The 17,730-nt window shown below is 64.1% G+C and carries 21 protein-coding genes; 16 read left to right on the top strand and 5 right to left on the bottom strand.

The window, feature by feature from the left end:
• Window positions 1–164: 164 nt before the first annotated feature.
• Complete coding sequence (locus AN401_RS02270; RefSeq protein ID WP_096778426.1) at window positions 165–872, bottom strand: tRNA1(Val) (adenine(37)-N6)-methyltransferase; 708 nt, start codon at window positions 870–872, stop codon at window positions 165–167.
• A 71-nt stretch (window positions 873–943) separates the two neighbouring features.
• Here AN401_RS02270 and srmB point away from each other — a divergent pair, with 71 nt between their 5' ends.
• Entirely contained in the window at window positions 944–2,239 is a 1,296-nt protein-coding gene (srmB, locus tag AN401_RS02265) for an ATP-dependent RNA helicase SrmB (protein WP_094038544.1), read from the top strand.
• A 166-nt stretch (window positions 2,240–2,405) separates the two neighbouring features.
• On the opposite strand, the gene yaaA is transcribed toward srmB, so the two are convergent.
• From yaaA to AN401_RS02250, 3 genes are read right to left on the bottom strand one after another with little or no spacing between them, the layout of a single operon-like run.
• Complete coding sequence (gene yaaA, locus AN401_RS02260; protein WP_094038545.1) at window positions 2,406–3,179, bottom strand: peroxide stress protein YaaA; 774 nt, start codon at window positions 3,177–3,179, stop codon at window positions 2,406–2,408.
• Between the two features lie 9 nt (window positions 3,180–3,188).
• The gene (locus AN401_RS02255; protein WP_096778425.1) at window positions 3,189–4,298 is read right to left on the bottom strand and encodes a PilT/PilU family type 4a pilus ATPase; all 1,110 of its coding nucleotides are present in this window, start codon (window positions 4,296–4,298) and stop codon (window positions 3,189–3,191) included.
• Between the two features lie 14 nt (window positions 4,299–4,312).
• A complete protein-coding gene (locus AN401_RS02250) occupies window positions 4,313–5,350 on the bottom strand; it encodes a PilT/PilU family type 4a pilus ATPase (protein ID WP_438273030.1) in 1,038 nt (345 codons plus the stop codon).
• 31 nt (window positions 5,351–5,381) lie between these two features.
• Here AN401_RS02250 and AN401_RS02245 point away from each other — a divergent pair, with 31 nt between their 5' ends.
• The 10 genes from AN401_RS02245 (at window position 5,382) to mutT (ending at window position 11,490) form a co-directional block, all read left to right on the top strand.
• Window positions 5,382–6,074 carry a YggS family pyridoxal phosphate-dependent enzyme gene (locus AN401_RS02245; RefSeq protein ID WP_096778424.1) on the top strand — a complete coding sequence of 231 codons (693 nt, stop codon included), beginning with the start codon at window positions 5,382–5,384 and terminating at the stop codon, window positions 6,072–6,074.
• Window positions 6,075–6,084: 10 nt separating this feature from the next.
• On the top strand, window positions 6,085–6,909 hold the full coding sequence (gene proC, locus AN401_RS02240; protein WP_096778423.1) for a pyrroline-5-carboxylate reductase: 825 nt from the start codon (window positions 6,085–6,087) through the stop codon (window positions 6,907–6,909).
• 9 nt (window positions 6,910–6,918) lie between these two features.
• Window positions 6,919–7,470 (top strand): YggT family protein, encoded by a 552-nt coding sequence (locus tag AN401_RS02235; protein WP_094038550.1) that lies wholly within the window; start codon window positions 6,919–6,921, stop codon window positions 7,468–7,470.
• Complete coding sequence (locus AN401_RS02230) at window positions 7,455–7,769, top strand: DUF167 family protein (protein WP_094038551.1); 315 nt, start codon at window positions 7,455–7,457, stop codon at window positions 7,767–7,769. The genes AN401_RS02235 and AN401_RS02230 overlap by 16 nt, the downstream gene beginning before the upstream one ends.
• Window positions 7,770–7,806: 37 nt before the next feature.
• Window positions 7,807–8,220 carry a DUF4426 domain-containing protein gene (locus AN401_RS02225; protein WP_096778422.1) on the top strand — a complete coding sequence of 138 codons (414 nt, stop codon included), beginning with the start codon at window positions 7,807–7,809 and terminating at the stop codon, window positions 8,218–8,220.
• 142 nt (window positions 8,221–8,362) lie between these two features.
• Complete coding sequence (gene rdgB / locus AN401_RS02220) at window positions 8,363–8,962, top strand: RdgB/HAM1 family non-canonical purine NTP pyrophosphatase (protein ID WP_096778421.1); 600 nt, start codon at window positions 8,363–8,365, stop codon at window positions 8,960–8,962.
• On the top strand, window positions 8,962–10,107 hold the full coding sequence (gene hemW, locus AN401_RS02215; RefSeq protein ID WP_094038554.1) for a radical SAM family heme chaperone HemW: 1,146 nt from the start codon (window positions 8,962–8,964) through the stop codon (window positions 10,105–10,107). Before rdgB ends, hemW begins: the two co-directional genes overlap by 1 nt.
• Before the next feature lie 51 nt (window positions 10,108–10,158).
• Window positions 10,159–10,893, top strand: coding sequence for a cell division protein ZapD (zapD, locus tag AN401_RS02210; protein WP_096778420.1), 735 nt, complete (start codon window positions 10,159–10,161; stop codon window positions 10,891–10,893).
• The gene (gene yacG / locus AN401_RS02205) at window positions 10,890–11,081 is read left to right on the top strand and encodes a DNA gyrase inhibitor YacG (RefSeq protein WP_094038556.1); all 192 of its coding nucleotides are present in this window, start codon (window positions 10,890–10,892) and stop codon (window positions 11,079–11,081) included. The genes zapD and yacG overlap by 4 nt, the downstream gene beginning before the upstream one ends.
• Window positions 11,071–11,490, top strand: coding sequence for an 8-oxo-dGTP diphosphatase MutT (mutT, locus tag AN401_RS02200; RefSeq protein WP_096778419.1), 420 nt, complete (start codon window positions 11,071–11,073; stop codon window positions 11,488–11,490). The genes yacG and mutT overlap by 11 nt, the downstream gene beginning before the upstream one ends.
• 36 nt (window positions 11,491–11,526) lie before the next feature.
• Here the strand turns inward: mutT and AN401_RS02195 are convergent, their stop codons facing one another.
• Window positions 11,527–12,264: a FadR/GntR family transcriptional regulator gene (locus AN401_RS02195; protein ID WP_198401791.1), complete on the bottom strand. Its 738-nt coding sequence runs from the start codon at window positions 12,262–12,264 to the stop codon at window positions 11,527–11,529.
• Window positions 12,265–12,530: 266 nt separating this feature from the next.
• Between AN401_RS02195 and AN401_RS02190 the strand changes: the two genes are divergently transcribed.
• From AN401_RS02190 to AN401_RS02170, 5 genes are all read left to right on the top strand, one after another.
• The gene (locus AN401_RS02190) at window positions 12,531–13,502 is read left to right on the top strand and encodes a TRAP transporter substrate-binding protein (protein ID WP_094038558.1); all 972 of its coding nucleotides are present in this window, start codon (window positions 12,531–12,533) and stop codon (window positions 13,500–13,502) included.
• 66 nt (window positions 13,503–13,568) lie between these two features.
• Window positions 13,569–14,126 (top strand): TRAP transporter small permease, encoded by a 558-nt coding sequence (locus AN401_RS02185; RefSeq protein ID WP_198401790.1) that lies wholly within the window; start codon window positions 13,569–13,571, stop codon window positions 14,124–14,126.
• Window positions 14,123–15,409, top strand: a complete 1,287-nt coding sequence (locus tag AN401_RS02180) for a TRAP transporter large permease (protein ID WP_094038559.1) — start codon at window positions 14,123–14,125, stop codon at window positions 15,407–15,409. The genes AN401_RS02185 and AN401_RS02180 overlap by 4 nt, the downstream gene beginning before the upstream one ends.
• A 2-nt stretch (window positions 15,410–15,411) precedes the next feature.
• The gene (locus AN401_RS02175) at window positions 15,412–16,437 is read left to right on the top strand and encodes a 4-hydroxythreonine-4-phosphate dehydrogenase PdxA (protein WP_096778418.1); all 1,026 of its coding nucleotides are present in this window, start codon (window positions 15,412–15,414) and stop codon (window positions 16,435–16,437) included.
• Between the two features lie 119 nt (window positions 16,438–16,556).
• Entirely contained in the window at window positions 16,557–17,729 is a 1,173-nt protein-coding gene (locus AN401_RS02170; RefSeq protein WP_094038561.1) for an L-rhamnonate dehydratase, read from the top strand.
• The last annotated feature ends 1 nt before the right edge of the window (window position 17,730 follow it).

The following is a 17,730-nucleotide window of genomic DNA, read 5'->3' as shown; positions in this document are numbered from 1 at the left end:
AGCAAACCTCGTTGCGGTTGCCCGCACTGTGCCAGCTTCGTTTGGAAACTAAGCGAGATGACGATACGACATGCTACCAGCAAAGAATTGTAAAATACTAAAAACTGGCGAACGTCGAGCTGGCGAGTAGCATAATGATGTGAAAATCAGATTCAAGGCGAAATTTACATCTTCAAATAGAAGGGCGAGACCATTCCCTTATATATGTCGCCATGGTCATTATTTACAGTATTAATGATAATTTCACCCCACTTCAAACAGTGTTTGATTCTGCAAAAGTGCAATAAAAAACGACCAGGCTTTTTTCCCTCGCGGGTCACGACATCCCGCCTTTCGGCAAGATGAAAGCCGAGAGACTCCGCCTGCAGCATGGCCTCCTCCAATGCCTGCACCGGCAAAACCAGGGATAATCCACCATCTTCACCGAGCAAACGTTTGGCATGAGTGAACAGCTCGGCCAGGGTCAGGGTGCCGGTATGGCGGGCGCTGGCCCGGGCCTGGCAATCGAAGCGCTGGCCGTGGCCGAAATAGGGCGGGTTGGACACGATAAGATCGAAGGGCGAAGCCTCGAACGCCTGCAGGCTGCCCTGGACAATATCGACCCGCTCCGGCCAGGGGGAGGCGGCCACGTTCTCCGCCGCCTGGGCGGCGGCGGCCTGGTCCAGTTCCAGCCCGGTGATCCTCACCCCGGGATCGCCGCGCTGGGCCAGCATCAGTGCCACCAGGCCGGAGCCGGTGCCCACGTCCAGGATGCGGCGGGCCCGCCCCAGGGGCGCCCAGGCCCCGAGCAGGATGCCGTCGGTGCCCACCTTCATGGCGCAACGATCGTGATCGACATGGAATTGCTTGAAGGTGAAACCGCGACTGCTCATGACTTATCCTGACAGGTTTTTTTATCCGAGTTCGCCTATAATACCCGCCTTTTAGGCTGACGAGATCGATCATGAGCAGTATGAGCTTCGAGCAACTGGAACTGGATCCCATTCTGGTCCGCGCCCTGGCACGCATGGGCTATGCCAGACCCACCACCATTCAGAGCCAGGTCATCCCCGAAGCCATGAACGGACGGGACATCATGGCCTCGGCCCCCACCGGCACCGGCAAGACCGCCGCCTTCCTGTTGCCGGTCTGCCAGCACCTGCTGGATTTTCCCCGTCGCCAGGCCGGCCCGGCCCGGGCCCTGATCCTCACCCCCACCCGCGAGCTGGCCAAGCAGATCGCCGACGACGCCAAGGCCCTGCTCAAGGACACCGGCCTGCGGGTCGAGACCATCACCGGCGGGGTGGACAGCGAAAAGCACCTGCCCGCCCTGACCAAGACCACCGACATAGTGGTGGCCACCCCGGGCCGGCTGCTGCAATACATAGAAGAAGAGTCCTTCGACAGCCGGGACATCGAGATCCTGATCCTGGACGAGGCGGATCGCATGCTCGACATGGGCTTTATCGGGGATGTGGACCGCATCGCCGCCGAGGCCCGCTGGCGCCGCCAGACCATGCTGTTTTCCGCCACCCTGGAAGGCCGTGGCCTGATGAAGTTCGCCGCCGACATCCTCAAGGAGCCGGTGGAGCTGTCCGCCGAGCCGCCGCGCAGCGAACGCAAGAAGATCAACCAGTGGCTGCACCTGGCGGACAACCCCGAGCACAAGTTCGCCCTGCTGGTCCACCTGCTGCGCCAGCCGGACGTGACCCGCAGCATCGTCTTCGTGAAAACCCGGGAGCGGTTGATGGAGCTGGCCAGCCGGCTGCAACAGGAAGGGCTGGACAACGCCTGGCTACGCGGCGAAATGGATCAGGACAAGCGCTTCGAGGCGCTGCGCCGCTTTCGCAACGGCAAGGTCAATATCCTGGTGGCCACCGACGTGGCGGCCCGGGGCATCGATCTGCCCGAGGTCAGCCACGTGATCAACTTTGACATGCCGCGCACCGCCGACGTCTATGTGCACCGCATCGGCCGCACCGGCCGGGCCGGCCGCAAGGGCACCGCCATCAGCCTGGTGGAAGCCCACGACATGCCGATGGTGGTGAAAGTGGAGCGCTACACCGACCAGAAGCTCAAGCGCCGGATCATCGACGAGCTGCGCCCCAGGCACAAGGAAGCCAGCGTGGCGCCGCGCAAGAAAAAAGAAGCCGACAGCAAGGTGAAAAAGGCCGAGCAACCCAAGCAGAAGAAACGGCTGCGGGATCAGAAGGCCAAGGGCAAACCCAAGTGGGCGAGGGAGAAAAAAGCCGACCAGTAACGGCTCGGGCCGCGGCCGGCGCGGTACCGATGGCGCCAGGCCGGCCTGGCGCCAATAAAAAACCGGCCCTGGAGCCGGTCAAAATGAAGAAGAGTATCTGAAAATTCAGTAGACACGCCTAGTAAGAGGGCGGCCGGAGCAAAAGGTTCCGGCCGCTTTTTATTTTTTATTGCTCTTCCCGCTTGAACACCAGCTCGGTCGGGCTGGACTCGGCCTCGACGAAGTAATAGCCGGCGCTGTCGAAGGCGGTCAGCTGGCTCACCTCGGTCAGCCGGTGTTCGATGATGTAGCGGGCCATCATGCCTCTCGCCTTCTTGGCATAGAAACTGATCACCTTGTACTGGCCGTTCTTGCCGTCCTTGAACACCGGGGTGACGATCTGCCCGTCCAGCCGCTTCGGTTTCACCGCCTTGAAGTACTCGTTGGACGCCAGGTTGATCAACACGTTGTCGCCCTGCTCCGCCAGGGCCTGGTTGAGCTTGTCGGTGATGAGGTCGCCCCAGAACTGGTACAGATCCCGTCCCCGCTCGTTGTCGAGCCGGGTGCCCATCTCCAGCCGGTAGGGCTGCATCAGATCCAGCGGCCGAAGCACCCCGTAAAGGCCGGACAGCATGCGCAGGTGGCGTTGGGCGAAGGCGAAGTCGTCCGCGTTCAGGGTCTCGGCATCCAGCCCGGTATAGACGTCGCCCTTGAACGCCAGTATCGCCTGCTTGGCGTTGGCCGGACTGAAATCCGGCTGCCAGTCGGCGAAACGGGCGGCGTTGAGCCCCGCCAGCTTGTCGCTGATGCTCATCAGCTTGCCGATCTCGGCCGGGCTCAGCCGACGGGCCCGGGTGATCAGCTCGGCGGCATGATCCAGCAGCTCGGGCAGGCTGTATTCGCCAATCACCGGCGGCGTGTCGTAATCCAGGGTCTTGGCGGGGGAAACCACTATCAGCATGAGGGTCCTCTAAGATTCTATCGTCACGTTATCGAGCATGCCCGCATCCAGCCCGCCACCGCCATGCAGCTTGATCATCAGCCGCAGGTCGTTGGGCGAGTCGGCATAGGCCAGGGCTTCGGTGTAGCCTATATGGTGCTGGGCATAGAGGTCAAACAGCGCCTGATCGAAGGTCTGCATGCCGAGCTCCCGGGACTTGGCCATGACCTCCTTGAGCCGGTGCATCTCGCCCTTGCGGATCAGATCCGCCACCAGGGGACTATTGAGCAGTACCTCGAAGGCACCCCGGCGGTGCGAGCCGTCGCGGGTGGGGATCAGTTGCTGGGCCACGATCGCCTTGAGGTTGAACGACAGATCGAACAGCAACTGGCGGTGCTTGCTTTCCGGCACCAGGTGCATGATCCGGTCCAGCGCCTGGTTGGCGTTGTTGGCGTGCAGGGTGGCCATGCACAGATGGCCGGTCTCGGCGAAGGCCAGGGCGAACCCCATGGTCTCCTCCGAGCGGATCTCGCCGATCAGGATCACGTCCGGCGCCTGGCGCAGGGAGCTTTTCAGGGCGGCGTCGAAGGACTCGGTGTCGATGCCCACCTCCCGCTGGGTCACGATGGACTGGCCATGCTGATGAAGGTATTCCACCGGATCCTCGATGGTGAGGATATGGCCGCCCGCATGGCGGTTGCGGTGACCTATCATGGCCGCCTGGGTGGTGGACTTGCCGGTGCCGGTGCCCCCCACGAACAGCACCAGACCACGCTTGGTCATGGCCACCTCGCGCAACACCTCGGGCAGGTACAACTCCTCGAAGGTGGGGATGCGGCTTTCGATGCGCCGGATGACCATGCCCGCCTTTTCCTGTTGCCAGAAGGCACTCACCCGGAAGCGGCCGGCCTGCTCGTCGGTAATGGCGAAGTTGGCCTCCTTGTGGCGGTGAAAACGCTCCCGCCAGTCATCGTTCATGCAGGACTCCACCAGCGCCAGGGCCTGGGCCTCGGTCAGCAGCTCCCCACCGAGCGGTTGCAGCCGTCCCTGGGTCTTGATGGTGGGGGCTATGCCCACCGAGATATACATGTCCGAAGCCTGCTGTTCCAGCATGGCCTTGAGCAAGGGGGTCAGTTCCATGTCACCTCCGGTTGTCAGATACTCTGGGGATCCACTGCCTTGGCCCGGGCGTCCACCGGCGCCACCATGCCGCTGCTGACCAGCAACTTGAGGCATTGATCCATGGTCTGCATGCCGTGCGCCATGCCGGTCTGGATCACCGAGTACATCTGGGCCACCTTGTCCTCGCGGATCAGGTTGCGGATCGCCGGTGTGCCCAGCATGATCTCGTGGGCGGCAACCCGGCCGCCGTTCACCTTCTTGAGCAGGGTCTGGGAGATCACCGCACGCAGGGATTCGGAAAGCATGGAGCGTACCATGTCCTTCTCGGCCCCGGGAAAGACGTCGATGATGCGGTCTATGGTCTTGGCCGCCGAGGAGGTATGCAGGGTACCGAACACCAGGTGGCCGGTTTCGGCGGCGGTGAGCGCCAGGCGGATGGTTTCCAGATCCCGCAGTTCTCCCACCAGTATGATGTCGGGATCCTCCCGCAGCGCCGAGCGCAGGGCGTTGCTGAAGGAATGGGTGTCCCGGTGCACTTCCCGCTGGTTGACCAGGCACTTTTTGTTGCCGTGCACGAATTCGATGGGGTCTTCGATGGTGAGGATATGCTTGTTGAAACTCTCGTTGATGTGGTCGATCATCGCCGCCAGGGTGGTGGACTTGCCCGAGCCGGTGGGGCCGGTGACCAGCACCAGGCCGCGCGGGTACTCGGCGATGCGGCGGAAGATATCGGGCGCTCCCAGCTGTTCCAGGTTCCATACCTCGCTCGGGATCACTCGAAAAGCCGCCGCCGCGCCGCGGGACTGATGGTAGGCATTCACCCGGAAGCGGGCCAGGCCCGGCAGCTCGAAGGAAAAGTCGACCTCGAAGTTTTCTTCCAGCTCCTTGCGCTGGCGATCGTTCATGATGTCGTACACCAAACGGTGCACGTCCCTGTGCTCCAGTACCGGCAGGTTGATCTTGCGCACCTCCCCGTCCACCCGGATCAGCGGCTGCACCCCGGCGGACAGGTGCAGATCCGATGCATTATGCTTTACACTAAACGCCAAAAGTTCCGTAATATCCATAATAAACTCTCCGTCGCCCCTGGTTACTTATTATATGAATACTATCGTACAGCACCTGACAGAGGTTCACGACAGAATCGCCGCCGCCGCCGGCGCCTGTGGCCGCCGCGAGCACGACATTCAGCTGCTGGCAGTCAGCAAGACCAAGCCCGTCGCCGATATCGAAGCCGCCTACGCCGCCGGCCAACGCCAGTTCGGTGAAAACTATGTGCAGGAGGCGGTCGACAAGATAATGGCGCTGAAAACCCGCTGTCCGGAGATCAGCTGGCATTTGATTGGCCCGCTGCAATCCAACAAGAGCCGGCTGGTGGCCGAGCATTTCGACTGGGTGCAGACGGTGGACCGGCTCAAAATCGCCCAGCGGCTCAGCGATCAGCGCCCGGTGCACATGCGCCCGCTCAACATCTGCCTGCAGGTCAACGTGAGCGGCGAGGCCAGCAAATCCGGCCTGGCACCGGATGAGGTGGAATCCCTGGCGGAACAGGTCAGCGCCTTGCCGGGCCTGTGCCTGCGCGGCCTGATGACCATCCCCGAGGACACCGGGGATGAGCAGCGGCTCGGGACACAATTGCTAGAGTTGAAGCAACTCTTTGATAGAATGGCGGAAAAACACCCCCAGCTGGACACCCTGTCGATGGGGATGAGCAACGATTTAGAACTCGCAGTGGCCTGTGGCAGTACCCTGGTAAGGGTTGGCACGGCTATATTTGGCTCTCGCAACCCTTGAGTGATCATTGATGGAACACAGAAAACTCGCCTTTATCGGTGCGGGCAACATGTCTCGCAGCCTGATCGCCGGGCTGATCAAGTCGGGTTACCCGGCCGATCTGATCCTGGCCGCCAATCCCTCCCGCCCCAAGCTGGACGCCCTCGCCGCCGACTTCGGCATCCGCACCACCCAGGACAACCTGGAAGCCGCCGGCTGGGCCCAGGCCCTGGTGCTGGCGGTCAAGCCCCAGATGATGGCCGCCATGCTGGCGGAGCTGGTACAGGCCGGCACCGACTTCAAGGGCAAGCTGCTGATCTCCATCGCCGCCGGCGTCAGTGTGGCCCGGCTGGAGCAGATGGCCGGCGGCCACGACAACCTGATCCGCACCATGCCCAATACCCCCTCCCTGCTGGGCTTGGGCATGACCGGTCTCTACGCCAAATCCCATGTGAGCCAGGTCGATCGGGACTACTGCGGCCAGATGATGGCCGCGGTGGGCAAGATCCTCTGGGTGGCCGAGGAGGATGGCATCAACCAGGTGATCGCCGCCGCCGGCAGCGCGCCGGCCTATTTCTTCCTCTTTATGGAGGCCATGGCGGCGGAGGCTGAAAAACAGGGGTTTTCCGCCGAGGAAGCCCGCCTGCTGGTGCAACAGAGCGCCCTGGGCGCCGCCCAGATGGTGGCCGCCAATCCCGGGCTGACCCTGGCCGAGCTTCGCGCCCAGGTCACCTCCAAGGGGGGGACCACCGCCGAAGCCATTCGCCGTTTCCAGGAAGGGGGACTGGAGCAGCTGGTGGCCGAGGCCATGGCCGCCGCCGTCGCCCGTGCCCGGGAACTGGAAACCCAGCTCTAAGGAATAATAATGAACACAGCCTATTACCTGATTAATACCCTCTTCGACCTTTACCTTATGGTGGTGCTGTTGCGCATCTGGCTGCAGTGGGTCCGGGCCGACTTCTACAACCCCTTCAGCCAGTTCGTGGTCAAAGCCACCAATCCGCCGCTGATGCCACTGCGCCGCTTCATTCCCGGTTTCTTCGGCATCGACTTCGCCGCCGTGGTGCTGGCGGTGCTGGTGGCCACCGCCAAGCTGCTGCTGTTCAAGGCCATGAACCTGCTCTACGCGGACTGGAGCACGGTGGTGCTGGTCGGCCTGATCACGGTGCTGAAGAAGGCCGGTGTCATGCTGTTCTGGATCCTGATCGTCCGCGCCCTGATGAGCTGGGTCAGCCAGGGCCGCAGCCAGATAGAATATGTGCTGCACCAGCTCACCGAGCCGCTGCTGGCCCCCCTGCGCCGCATCATTCCGCCCATGGGCGGCCTGGATCTGTCGATACTGGTGGCCTTTATCGCCCTGCAGGCGCTGAACTGGCTGCTTGGGGACCTGATTGGGCCACTATGGTGGCAGCTGTGACCCAGGCGGTCCGGCTGGAGCAGGACCGGCTCTATCTCAGCCTGTACCTGCAGCCCAAGTCCAGCCGGGATCAGTTCCTCGGCCTGCACGGCGACGAACTCCGCCTGGCCATCACGGCGCCGCCGGTGGATGGCCAGGCCAATGCCCACCTGCAAAAATGGCTGGCCAAACAGTGCCGGGTGCCCAAGTCCCGGGTGGTGCTGCTGGCCGGCGAAACCAGCCGCCACAAGAAGCTGGTGATCGAGTCCCCCCGGGAAATCCCGCCGGCACTGGCGGAACTCCTGGCCAAGCCGGCCTAAACTAACAATAACGCTCCCAGCCATGTAAGGATTTGCCATGTTCAAAATCATCCTCTCCGCCCTGACACTGCTGTTTGCCTCCCAGGTGACCGGTGCCGAAACCCGGGTCGGCAACTGGACGGTGCATTACAGCGCCTTCGCCTCCACCTTCCTCACCCCGGAAGTGGCGCGCAGCTACAACATAGAACGCAGCCGCTTCAACGGCCTGGTCAACATAGCGGTGACCGACGCCAATGGCGTTACCCAGCAGGTGAACCTGAGCGGCGAAGGCAAGACCCTGCTCGGCACCGTGCGCCGGCTGAACTTCCAGACGGTGCGGGAAGGCGACTCCATCTACTACATCGCCGAGTACCCCTACCGCAACGAAGACAACGTACTGTTCACCATCGATATCCAGGGCCCGCAGCAGGGCGGCCAGTTCTCCTTCCGCCATACCTTCTATACCGACTAAGGTCTTGCCGGTGAGGCTTCAGGGGTGAGGCGAGAGGGAACCACGTCTCACTCCTTTCCCCTCACTCCTCACTACCTCCCCCTCACTTCTGGCGGTCACGGTGTTATCATGGCCGCCAACGGTATCCCGACAGGAACACAAGGTGAGCAAACAAATCGTCCTGGCTTCCGGCAACGCCAAGAAAGTTGCCGAACTGCAAAGCCTGCTCGGCGGGCTGGGCATGAAGGTGGTGCCCCAGAGTGAATTCGGCGTGGCGGACGCAGACGAAACCGGCACCACCTTCGTGGAAAACGCCATCATCAAGGCCCGGCACGCGGCGCGCGCAACCGGCCTGCCCGCCATCGCCGACGACTCCGGCCTGACGGTGGACGCCCTCGACGGCCGCCCCGGTGTCTATTCCGCCCGCTTCGCCGGCCCCGCCGCCACCGACGAGCAAAATGTGGCGCAGCTGCTGGCCGATCTGGAAGGGCTGCCCAGCGGTCTTCGCAAAGCCACCTTCTGGTGCGTGCTGGTCTACCTGCGCCACGCGGACGACCCCACCCCGCTTATCTGCACCGGCCACTGGACCGGCGCCATCACCGAGGCCCCCCGGGGCGAGGGCGGCTTCGGCTACGATCCTGTCTTCCTGGTGCCCGGGGCCGGCAAGACCGCCGCCGAGCTGAGCCCGGAAGAAAAAAACCGCCTGAGCCACCGAGGCAAGGCCCTGCGCCAGTTGCAGGCGCTGCTGCACGAGGAAGCCTGATGCTGCAACTGCCGCCGCTCAGCCTCTATGTGCATATACCCTGGTGCGTGCAGAAGTGCCCCTACTGCGACTTCAACTCCCACGCCCTGAAGGACGCCATCCCCGAACAGGCCTATGTGGACGCCCTGCTCGACGATCTGCGCCAGGATCTGCACCTGGTGCAGGGGCGACGGCTGCACAGCATCTTCATCGGTGGCGGCACCCCCAGCCTGCTCAGCCCCGAGGCCATCGCCCGGCTGCTGGCCGGCGTGGCGCAACTGGTCCCCTTCGAGGCAGATATCGAAATCACCCTGGAGGCCAACCCGGGCACGGTGGAAGCCGGCCGCTTCCGCGGCTTTCGGGAAGCCGGCGTCAACCGCATCTCCATCGGCGTGCAGAGCTTCCAGCCGGACCAGCTCGCCCGCCTGGGCCGCATCCACGACCCGGAGCAGGCCCGCTTCGCCGCCCGGGAGGCGGCGAGCGTGGGGCTCAGGACCTTCAACCTGGATCTGATGCACGGCCTGCCCGAACAGCGCCCGGAAGACGCCCTCCAGGATCTGGAGCAGGCGCTCGCACTGGCGCCGCCGCACCTGTCCTGGTACCAGCTCACCATAGAGCCCAACACCCCCTTCGCCTCGCGCCCGCCGGCCCTGCCGGAAGACGAGGTGCTGGCCGACATCTACGAGCAGGGCCACGCCCTGCTGCTGGCCCGGGGCTACCGCCAGTACGAGGTGTCCGCCTACGCCAGACCCGGCCATGAGGCCAGGCACAACCTCAACTACTGGCGCTTCGGCGACTACCTGGGCATCGGCTGCGGCGCCCACGGCAAGGTCACCCTGCCGCTTGAAGGCAAGCTGGTGCGCACCGTCAAGGTCAAGCACCCCAAGGGCTACCTGGAGCCGGGACGCCCCTATCTGGACCAGTACTGGCCGGTGGCGCCGCAGGATCTGTCGCTGGAATACTTCATGAACCGGCTGCGCCTGTTCGAGCCCATCCCCCGGGACGAATTCACCCGGCTGACCGGCCTGGCCCCCGAACGCCTGTCTGCGCCGCTGTCGGAGGCGATGCGGCTGGAACTGCTGGTCGAAGACGAACAACACTGGCGGGTCACGCCCCTGGGGCGCCGTTTCCTGAACCGGCTGCTCGATTTGTTTATCACCGACTGATGCGGGTAAACTTGCCCCCATTACCGCCGTCACTCTGCAGGCCGGAGCCTTATGTCATCACTGGTTTATGAATTCCCCCTCAACGAGAAGTGCCGCAACTACCTGCGCCTGAACGAACTGCAGCAACAGATCCGTCTGTGCCGGGAGCTCTCGGCCCCCGGCCAGGCCACCGCCCTGTTCAAGGCGCTGCTGGACATCATGGAGCTGCTGGAGCGTTGCGATGTCCGCAGCGATCTGGCCAAGGATCTGGAGGCCCAGCGGGGCAGGCTGGCCGCCTGGTCCCAGGTGCCGGGGGTGGACGCCACCGCCCTGGCCCAGCTGCAAGGCCAGCTGGAGCAACTGGCCCAGCAGTTGCCCCGGGCGGCCCGCCTGGGCCAGCAGCTGCGGGAAGACAAGCTGCTCGCCGCCGTGCGCAGCCGTTTCGCCATTCCCGGCGGCCTCTGCCCCTTCGACGTGCCCCAGCTGCACTACTGGCTGAACCTGCCGGTGGTGCGCCAGCAACAGGACATCGACGGCTGGCTGGCCCAGCTGCAATTGCTGCAGCAGGGGCTGGAACTGCTGCTGACCCTGTGGCGGGAAGCCGGCCAGTTCCGCCCCCAGCAGGCGGTGGGCGGCTTTTTCCAGGACGGCGCCGAGTTCACCGAGATGATCCGCCTGCGGCTGCCGGCCGAGCTCGCCGTCTATCCGGTGGTCAGCGGCAGCAAGTACCGCTTCACCATCCGTTTTATGCCGGTCGGCAATCACGATCCCGGCAATGTCGACTTCGAACTGGCCAATATCAAATGAGCACCATCACCACAGTCCCCTGCCCCACCTGTGGCACCCCCGTGGAATGGGGCGAACAGAGCCCCTACCGCCCCTTCTGCAGCAAGCGCTGCCAACTGATCGATCTCGGCGAATGGGCCGACGAGGAAAAGCGCATTCCCGGCGATCCCGCCTGGCTGCCGGAGCAGGACGATGAAAATGAATACTGAGGCCGGCCCGAAGAAAAGCGTGCTGGTGGCGGTGGGCGTGATCGAGAACGGCACCGGCGACATCTTTATCTGCCGGCGCGGCGAAAGCCAGCACCAGGCCTGCAAGTGGGAGTTCCCGGGCGGCAAGGTGGAAGCCGGCGAGACCGTGCCCCAGGCCCTGGCCCGCGAGCTGGAAGAGGAGATCGGCATCCGGGTGGCGAGCTGCCAACCCTTTATGCGCATCGAGCACGACTACGGCGACAAGCAGGTGACCCTGGATATCCGCAAGGTCACCGCCTTCGAGGGCGAAGCCCACGGCCGCGAAGGCCAGCCCAGCCGCTGGGTGCCCATCCCGGAGCTGCATCGCTACGACTTTCCCGCCGCCAACGCCCCCATCGTTCACAAGTTGCAGCTGGAAGCCGAAGGCTAGAAGCAATATACCCACCCCACACCCGGGCCGGCTCTCTCAGCCCGGCATTTTCTCCCGGGTGGTGTTGTAGACGCTGGTCAGGTGGCCGAGCATGGCCTGCTCGGCGGCGGCGCCGTCGCCCCGGGCCAGGGCCTCGACGATCTGGCAGTGTTCTGCATAGCTGCGGGCGATGGCGCCCGGCTCCAGCATCACGCTGCGGCGGATATTGAGCCCGTACGAATACAACTCCTCCGAGTACTTGAGCAGCAGCTCGTTGCCCGCGTACTCGGCGATCAGCTTGTGGAAATTCTTGTCCGACAGCTGGAAGTGCACCGGATTGTCGAACATCCCGGCCTGGGCCTCCAGCATCCTGCGCAGCTTGTCGAGCCCCTCCTGGTCGATGCGCGCCGCCGCCTTGCGGGCGATGGCCGCCTCGATCAACTGCCGGCTCTCGAACACCGTATCGATATCGTACTGGTTGACCTCAACCGGGCTCATATGGGCATAACTGTCGTGAAAACGCGCCAGTTGGGCCTCCCCCGCGGTGATCCGGGTCTTGCTGCCGTGGGAGACCGAGATCAGGCCATAGGCCGCCACCAGCCGCAGCGCCCCGCGCACCGTTTCCCGGCTCACCCCGAACAGCTGGGACAGCTCCCGCTCGCTCGGCAGCACGTCGTTGTCGCGCAGCAGGCCGGTGACGATCATCTCGATGATCTTCTCCGCCAGAATGTCTTTCTTGGTCTTGTTCTCCAGGGTCTGCTCAAAGGCAAACACCGTCTCCTGTGCCATCGTCATGGGCGCCTCCGCCAGCCAAACTGGACTAAATACTAGACCTCTCGAATCACCTTAGCAAGACATCACAGATTTTCACAAACAAAATCAAAACATCACGACACAAAAGATTAACAAATCCGCTTGACACTTCACCGCGCGGCTGACTAAATTGAATGCCAACTGGTACGGTAAACCAACCAGCATACCAGTTAAGGTTTTCAAGCGAACGAGAGTAGGACACGCCTCCCTGCCGGGCCACCCCCGCAGGCACCACAAGGAACCATGCCATGCTTAAGACACTGCTTACCGCCTCCGCCCTGACCCTGGCGCTGACCGCCCCCCAGGCCCACGCCGAGAAAATCGTGTTCGCCATCGGCGGCAGCCCCCAGAGCCTGCAGGGACAAACCGCCAGGCTGTTCGCCGACAGGCTGCAGGAGCGGCTCGGCGACGCCCACCAGGTGGAGTACTACGACAGCGCCCAGCTCGGCGACGAACGCCAGCTGGTGCAAAAGATGCGCCTGGGCACCGTGAACCTGGCGGCCATCTCCTCCATCATGTCGTCCATCTCCGACGACTTTGCCCTGTTCGATCTGCCCTTCCTGGTGCAGGACAGGGACCACCTGATGAAGATCGACGAGCAGATAGTAATGACCGAGCTGGCCGCCTCCGCCGAGGCCCGCGGCCTCAAGGTGCTGTCCACCTGGGAGAACGGCTTTCGCCAGATCACCAACAACGACAGGCCCATCAATACCCCTGAGGATCTGAAAGGCCTCAAGATCCGCACCCCCCAGAGCGAGTGGCGCACCCTGATGTTCACCCAGTGGGGCTCCAATCCGACCCCCATGGCCTTCTCCGAGCTGTTCGTCGGCCTGCAGACCGGGGTGGTGGACGGCCAGGAAAATCCGCTCACCAATATCGAGGGCGCCAAGCTCAACGAGGTGCAGAAATTCCTGTCGATCACCGATCACGTCTATTCCCCCATCTGGCTGGTAGCCGGCATAAACGGCTGGAACAAGCTGCCGGCAGAGGTGCAGGCCGCCATCCGCGAGACCGCCCGGGAAGCCCAGCAGTGGTCCCTGGACGAAGGCGAGCGGATGGACAAGGACTTGCTCGACGCCTTTGCCGCCGCCGGCATGGCGGTGAACCACGCCGACAAGGCCGCCTTTATGGCCGCCAGCCAGCCGGTGTACGACCGCTTCGCCGAGCAGGTCGGCAACGGCAAGCAACTGGTCGACAAGGCCATCGCCCTGGGGAACTAAGCCATGCCACGAACCCTGACCCAAGGTGCCGCCCCGGCGGCACCCCATCCCCTCCAAGGCAAAGCCATGACCTCCTTGTTCGACGTCCTGAAAACCTGGCTGGAGCGGGGCCTGGAAGTGTTCACCATCGGCCTGCTGCTGGCCCTGACCACCATAGTGGTGGCGGCGGTGTTCTTCCGCGCCGTCGGCAGCTCCATCATCTGGTATGACGAGGTGGCCTCCATCGGCCTGGCCTGGCTCAGCTTCTACGGTGCCAGCCTGGCCGCGCTCAAGCGGGCGCACATGGGCTTTCCCGGCCTGGTCACCGCCGCCCCCCTGGCCCTGCGCAGCCTGCTGTTCGTGCTGAGCGAAGTCATCGTCATCGGCTTCTTCGCCATCATGGGCTGGTTCGGCTACCAGGTGCTGGAGGTCTTGGCCTGGGATCGCATGGTCTCCCTGCCCGGCATCACCATGGACGTCACCCAGTCGGTCATTCCGGTCAGCGCCGCCCTCTTCATCCTGTGCGAGCTGGTCAGCCTGCCCGCCGCCTGGCAGAAGATGCGCAGCGGCATCGACCCCGAACACGAAGCCATCGACGAAGCCATCCGCCTGGCCGAGGAAGATCTGAAGGAGAGCAAGTCATGATGCTGCTGATTGTGATACTGGCGCTGTTCGCCCTGGTGCTGATCAACGTGCCCATCGCCGTGGCCATCGGCGTGGTGGCGGTGGTCGGCGTCTGGTCCACCATGGGCTGGGACGCCCTGGTCAACGCTCCCCTCACCCTGTTCAACGGCGCCACCAGCTTTCCGCTGATCGCCATTCCGCTGTTCATCTTCGCCGGCGCCCTGATGAACACCTCGGGCCTGTCCAAGCGGCTGATCAACCTGGTCAGCGCCATCGTCGGCTTCGTGCGCGGCGGCCTGGCCATGGTCAACGTGGGGGTCTCCCTGTTCTTCGCCGAGATCTCCGGCTCGGCGGTGGCGGACGTGGCCGCGACCGGCTCCATCCTTATTCCCGAGATGAAGAAGCGCAAGTACAACAAGAACTTCGCCGCCGCCATCACCTCGTCGTCCGCCTCGCTGGCGATCATCATCCCGCCCTCGATCCCGATGATCCTCTACGGCGCCATCTCCAACACCTCGGTGATCAAGCTGTTCGTGGCCGGCATCATCCCGGGCCTGCTCGGCGCCGCCATGCTGGCCGGTTTCTGCTACTACTACGCGGTGAAATACGACCTGCCCCGGGAAGAGGCCTTCTCCCTGAGCCGGCTGGGCAAGGCCTTCAAAGAGGCCTTCTGGGCACTGCTGCTGCCGATCATCATCCTCGGCGGCATCTTCGGCGGCTTCGTCACCGCCACCGAGGGCGCGGGCATCGCCGTGCTGGCGGCCATCGTCATCGGCGGCTGCATCTACCGGGAGTTCAACCTGAAGCTGCTGTACCGGGCGGTGCTCGACGGCGTGGTGCAGACCTCGGTGGTGATGCTGCTGGTGGCCACCTCCGCCATCCTCGGCCTCTTCCTCACCGAGATGCAGCTGCCGCAGCAACTGGCCCGCCAGATCCTGGCCATCACGTCCGAGCCGGTGCTGGTGCTGGCCCTGCTCAACGTGCTGCTGCTGCTGCTCGGCATGTTCCTGCACGGGGCCGCCGCCATCATACTGGTGGTGCCCATCGTCATGCCGCTGGTGCAGCAGATCGGCATCGACCCCATCCACTTCGGCATCATCGTCACCCTCAACCTGGCCATCGGCCAGCAGACCCCGCCGGTCGCCTCGGTGCTGGCCACCTCCTGCTCCATCGCCAAGGCTGACATGTGGGACGTGACCCGGGTCAACCTGCCGATGATCCTGGTGCTCTTCCTCATCCTGATGCTGGTGACCTATGTGCCCTTCATCCCCATGGGCCTGGTCGAATACATGTACGGAGCCTGAACATGACTGAACTGAAACCCGTAGTGGCCCTGACCCTGGGCGATGCCGCCGGCATCGGCGCCGAACTGATCGCCAGGCTGCTGGCCGAGCCCGGCGTCGGCGAGCAGGCCCGCATCGTGCTGGTGGCCGACGAATGGCAGTGGCAACAGGGCCAGCAGTTGGCCGGCACCGATCACCAACTGCCGGTGGTGGCCCGCGTCGAGGAGGTCCACGACCACCCGGGCCCGGTGCTGCTGAAGGTGGACACCCTGGCGCCGGCGCAGGCCCGCTACGCCGAGGTGAGCGGGGCCTGCGGCGCCTCCACCCTGGAGATACTGCGGCTGTGCCTGGACGCGGCCCAGGCCGGCGAGGTGGACGCCATCTGCTTCGCGCCGCTCAACAAGCACGCCATGAAGCTGGGCGGGCTCCAGCACGAGGACGAGCTGCACTTCTTCGCGGAATACCTGGGGGTGGAGGGCTACTTCTGCGAGTTCAACACCCTGGGGCACCTGTGGACCTCGCGCATCTCTTCCCATGTGCCGCTGAAGGACGCGGCACAATATGTGACCAAAGAGCGCATCGTCGCGGCCAGCAAGTTGATCCACGAAGCCCTGCTCCTCGCCGGCTTCGAATCGCCCCGGGTGGCGGTGGCCGCCTTCAACCCCCACGCCGGCGAGGGCGGCACCTGCGGCCGGGAGGAGATCGACGTCATCGCCCCGGCGGTGGCCCAGTGCCAGGCCGAGGGCTACCCGGTGAGCGGCCCCTACCCGGCGGACACCCTGTTCATCCGCGCCCGGGACGGTGACTTCGACGCCGTGGTCACCATGTACCACGACCAGGGCCAGATCGCCATCAAGCTGCTCGGCTTTTCCCAGGGGGTGACGGTGCAGGGCGGCCTGCCCATCCCCATCACCACCCCGGCCCACGGCACCGCCTTCGACATCGCCGGCCAGGGCAGGGCCCGGGTGGGGCCGACCCGCAACGCCTTCGACATCGCCTGCCGCATGGGGCTGGCCAGGCGGCGACGGACCCTGGCCGCCACCGGCTAAGGCACAGCACGGCTAACAAAGAGACGGCGCGGGTCCGGAAACGGCCCCGGACGGGCAAGCCTTGCCCGAACAAACTTGCAAACAATATTCAAGCAATTGTTTTATAAGGAATTAATTATATGAAAATCACCAATGTACGCGCCCGGGTATTCGAATGGAAAGGCCACACGGTGCCGCCCCAGCCCCACTTCTGCTCCAACGCCATGGATCTGCTGTGGGACAAGGGCGACTCCATGGGCACCTTCCGCTTCCACGGCTGGACCGTGGTGGAAGTGGAGACCGACGACGGCCTGGTGGGCATCGGCAACGTGGCCCTGGCCCCGCGCATCGCCAAGGCCATCATCGACCAGTACCTGGCCCCCCTGGTGCTGGGCCACGACCCCTTCGACTACGAATACCTGTGGCAGCGCATGTACCGCTCCACCCACGCCTGGGGCCGCAAGGGCGTGGCCATGGCCGCCATTTCCGCCATCGACATCGCGCTTTGGGATCTGATGGGCAAGGCCACCGGACGGCCGGTGTTCAAGCTGCTGGGCGGCCGCACCAAGGAGAAGATCCCCTGCTACGCCTCCAAGCTCTACCGCACCGACCTCGGCGAGATGCAGGCCGAGGCCCAGCGCTACCTGGATCAGGGCTTCACGTCCATGAAGATGCGCTTCGGCTACGGCCCCAAGGACGGCCCCGAAGGCATGCGCAAGAACCTGGACAGCGTGGCGGCGGTGCGCGAGGTGATAGGGCCGGACGTGGATCTGATGCTGGAGTGCTACATGGGCTGGAACCTGGAATATGCCAAGCGCATGCTGCCGAAGCTTGAGAAGTTCGAGCCGCGCTGGCTGGAAGAGCCGGTGCTCGCCGATGACATCGACGGCTACGCCGAGCTGAACCGGCTGACCGCCATTCCCATCTCCGGCGGCGAGCACGAGTTCACCAGCCACGGCTTCCGCCAGTTGCTCGACAAGCGGGCGGTGTCGGTGATCCAGTACGACACCAACCGGGTCGGCGGCATCACGGCGGCGCACAAGATCAACGCCCTGGCGGAAGTGTACGGGGTGCCGGTGATCCCCCACGCCGGCCAGATGCACAACTACCACCTGACCATGTCCACCCTGGCCTCGCCCATGTCCGAATACTTCCCGGTGCACGAGGTCGAGGTGGGCAACGAGCTGTTCTACTACATCTTCGAGGGCGACCCCACGCCGGAAAACGGCTTTATCGACCTCGACGAACACAAGCCCGGCCTGGGACTCAGCCTTTCCCAGCGTTACCTCGACCAGTTCAACATAGTGGAGTGAA

The sequence above is a fragment of the Zobellella denitrificans genome (assembly GCF_002407485.1).
In the GTDB taxonomy this organism is placed as follows: domain Bacteria; phylum Pseudomonadota; class Gammaproteobacteria; order Enterobacterales; family Aeromonadaceae; genus Oceanimonas; species Oceanimonas denitrificans.
The sequence above is the reverse complement of the archived record's forward strand: the minus strand, read 5'-3'. Positions and strand labels throughout refer to the sequence as shown.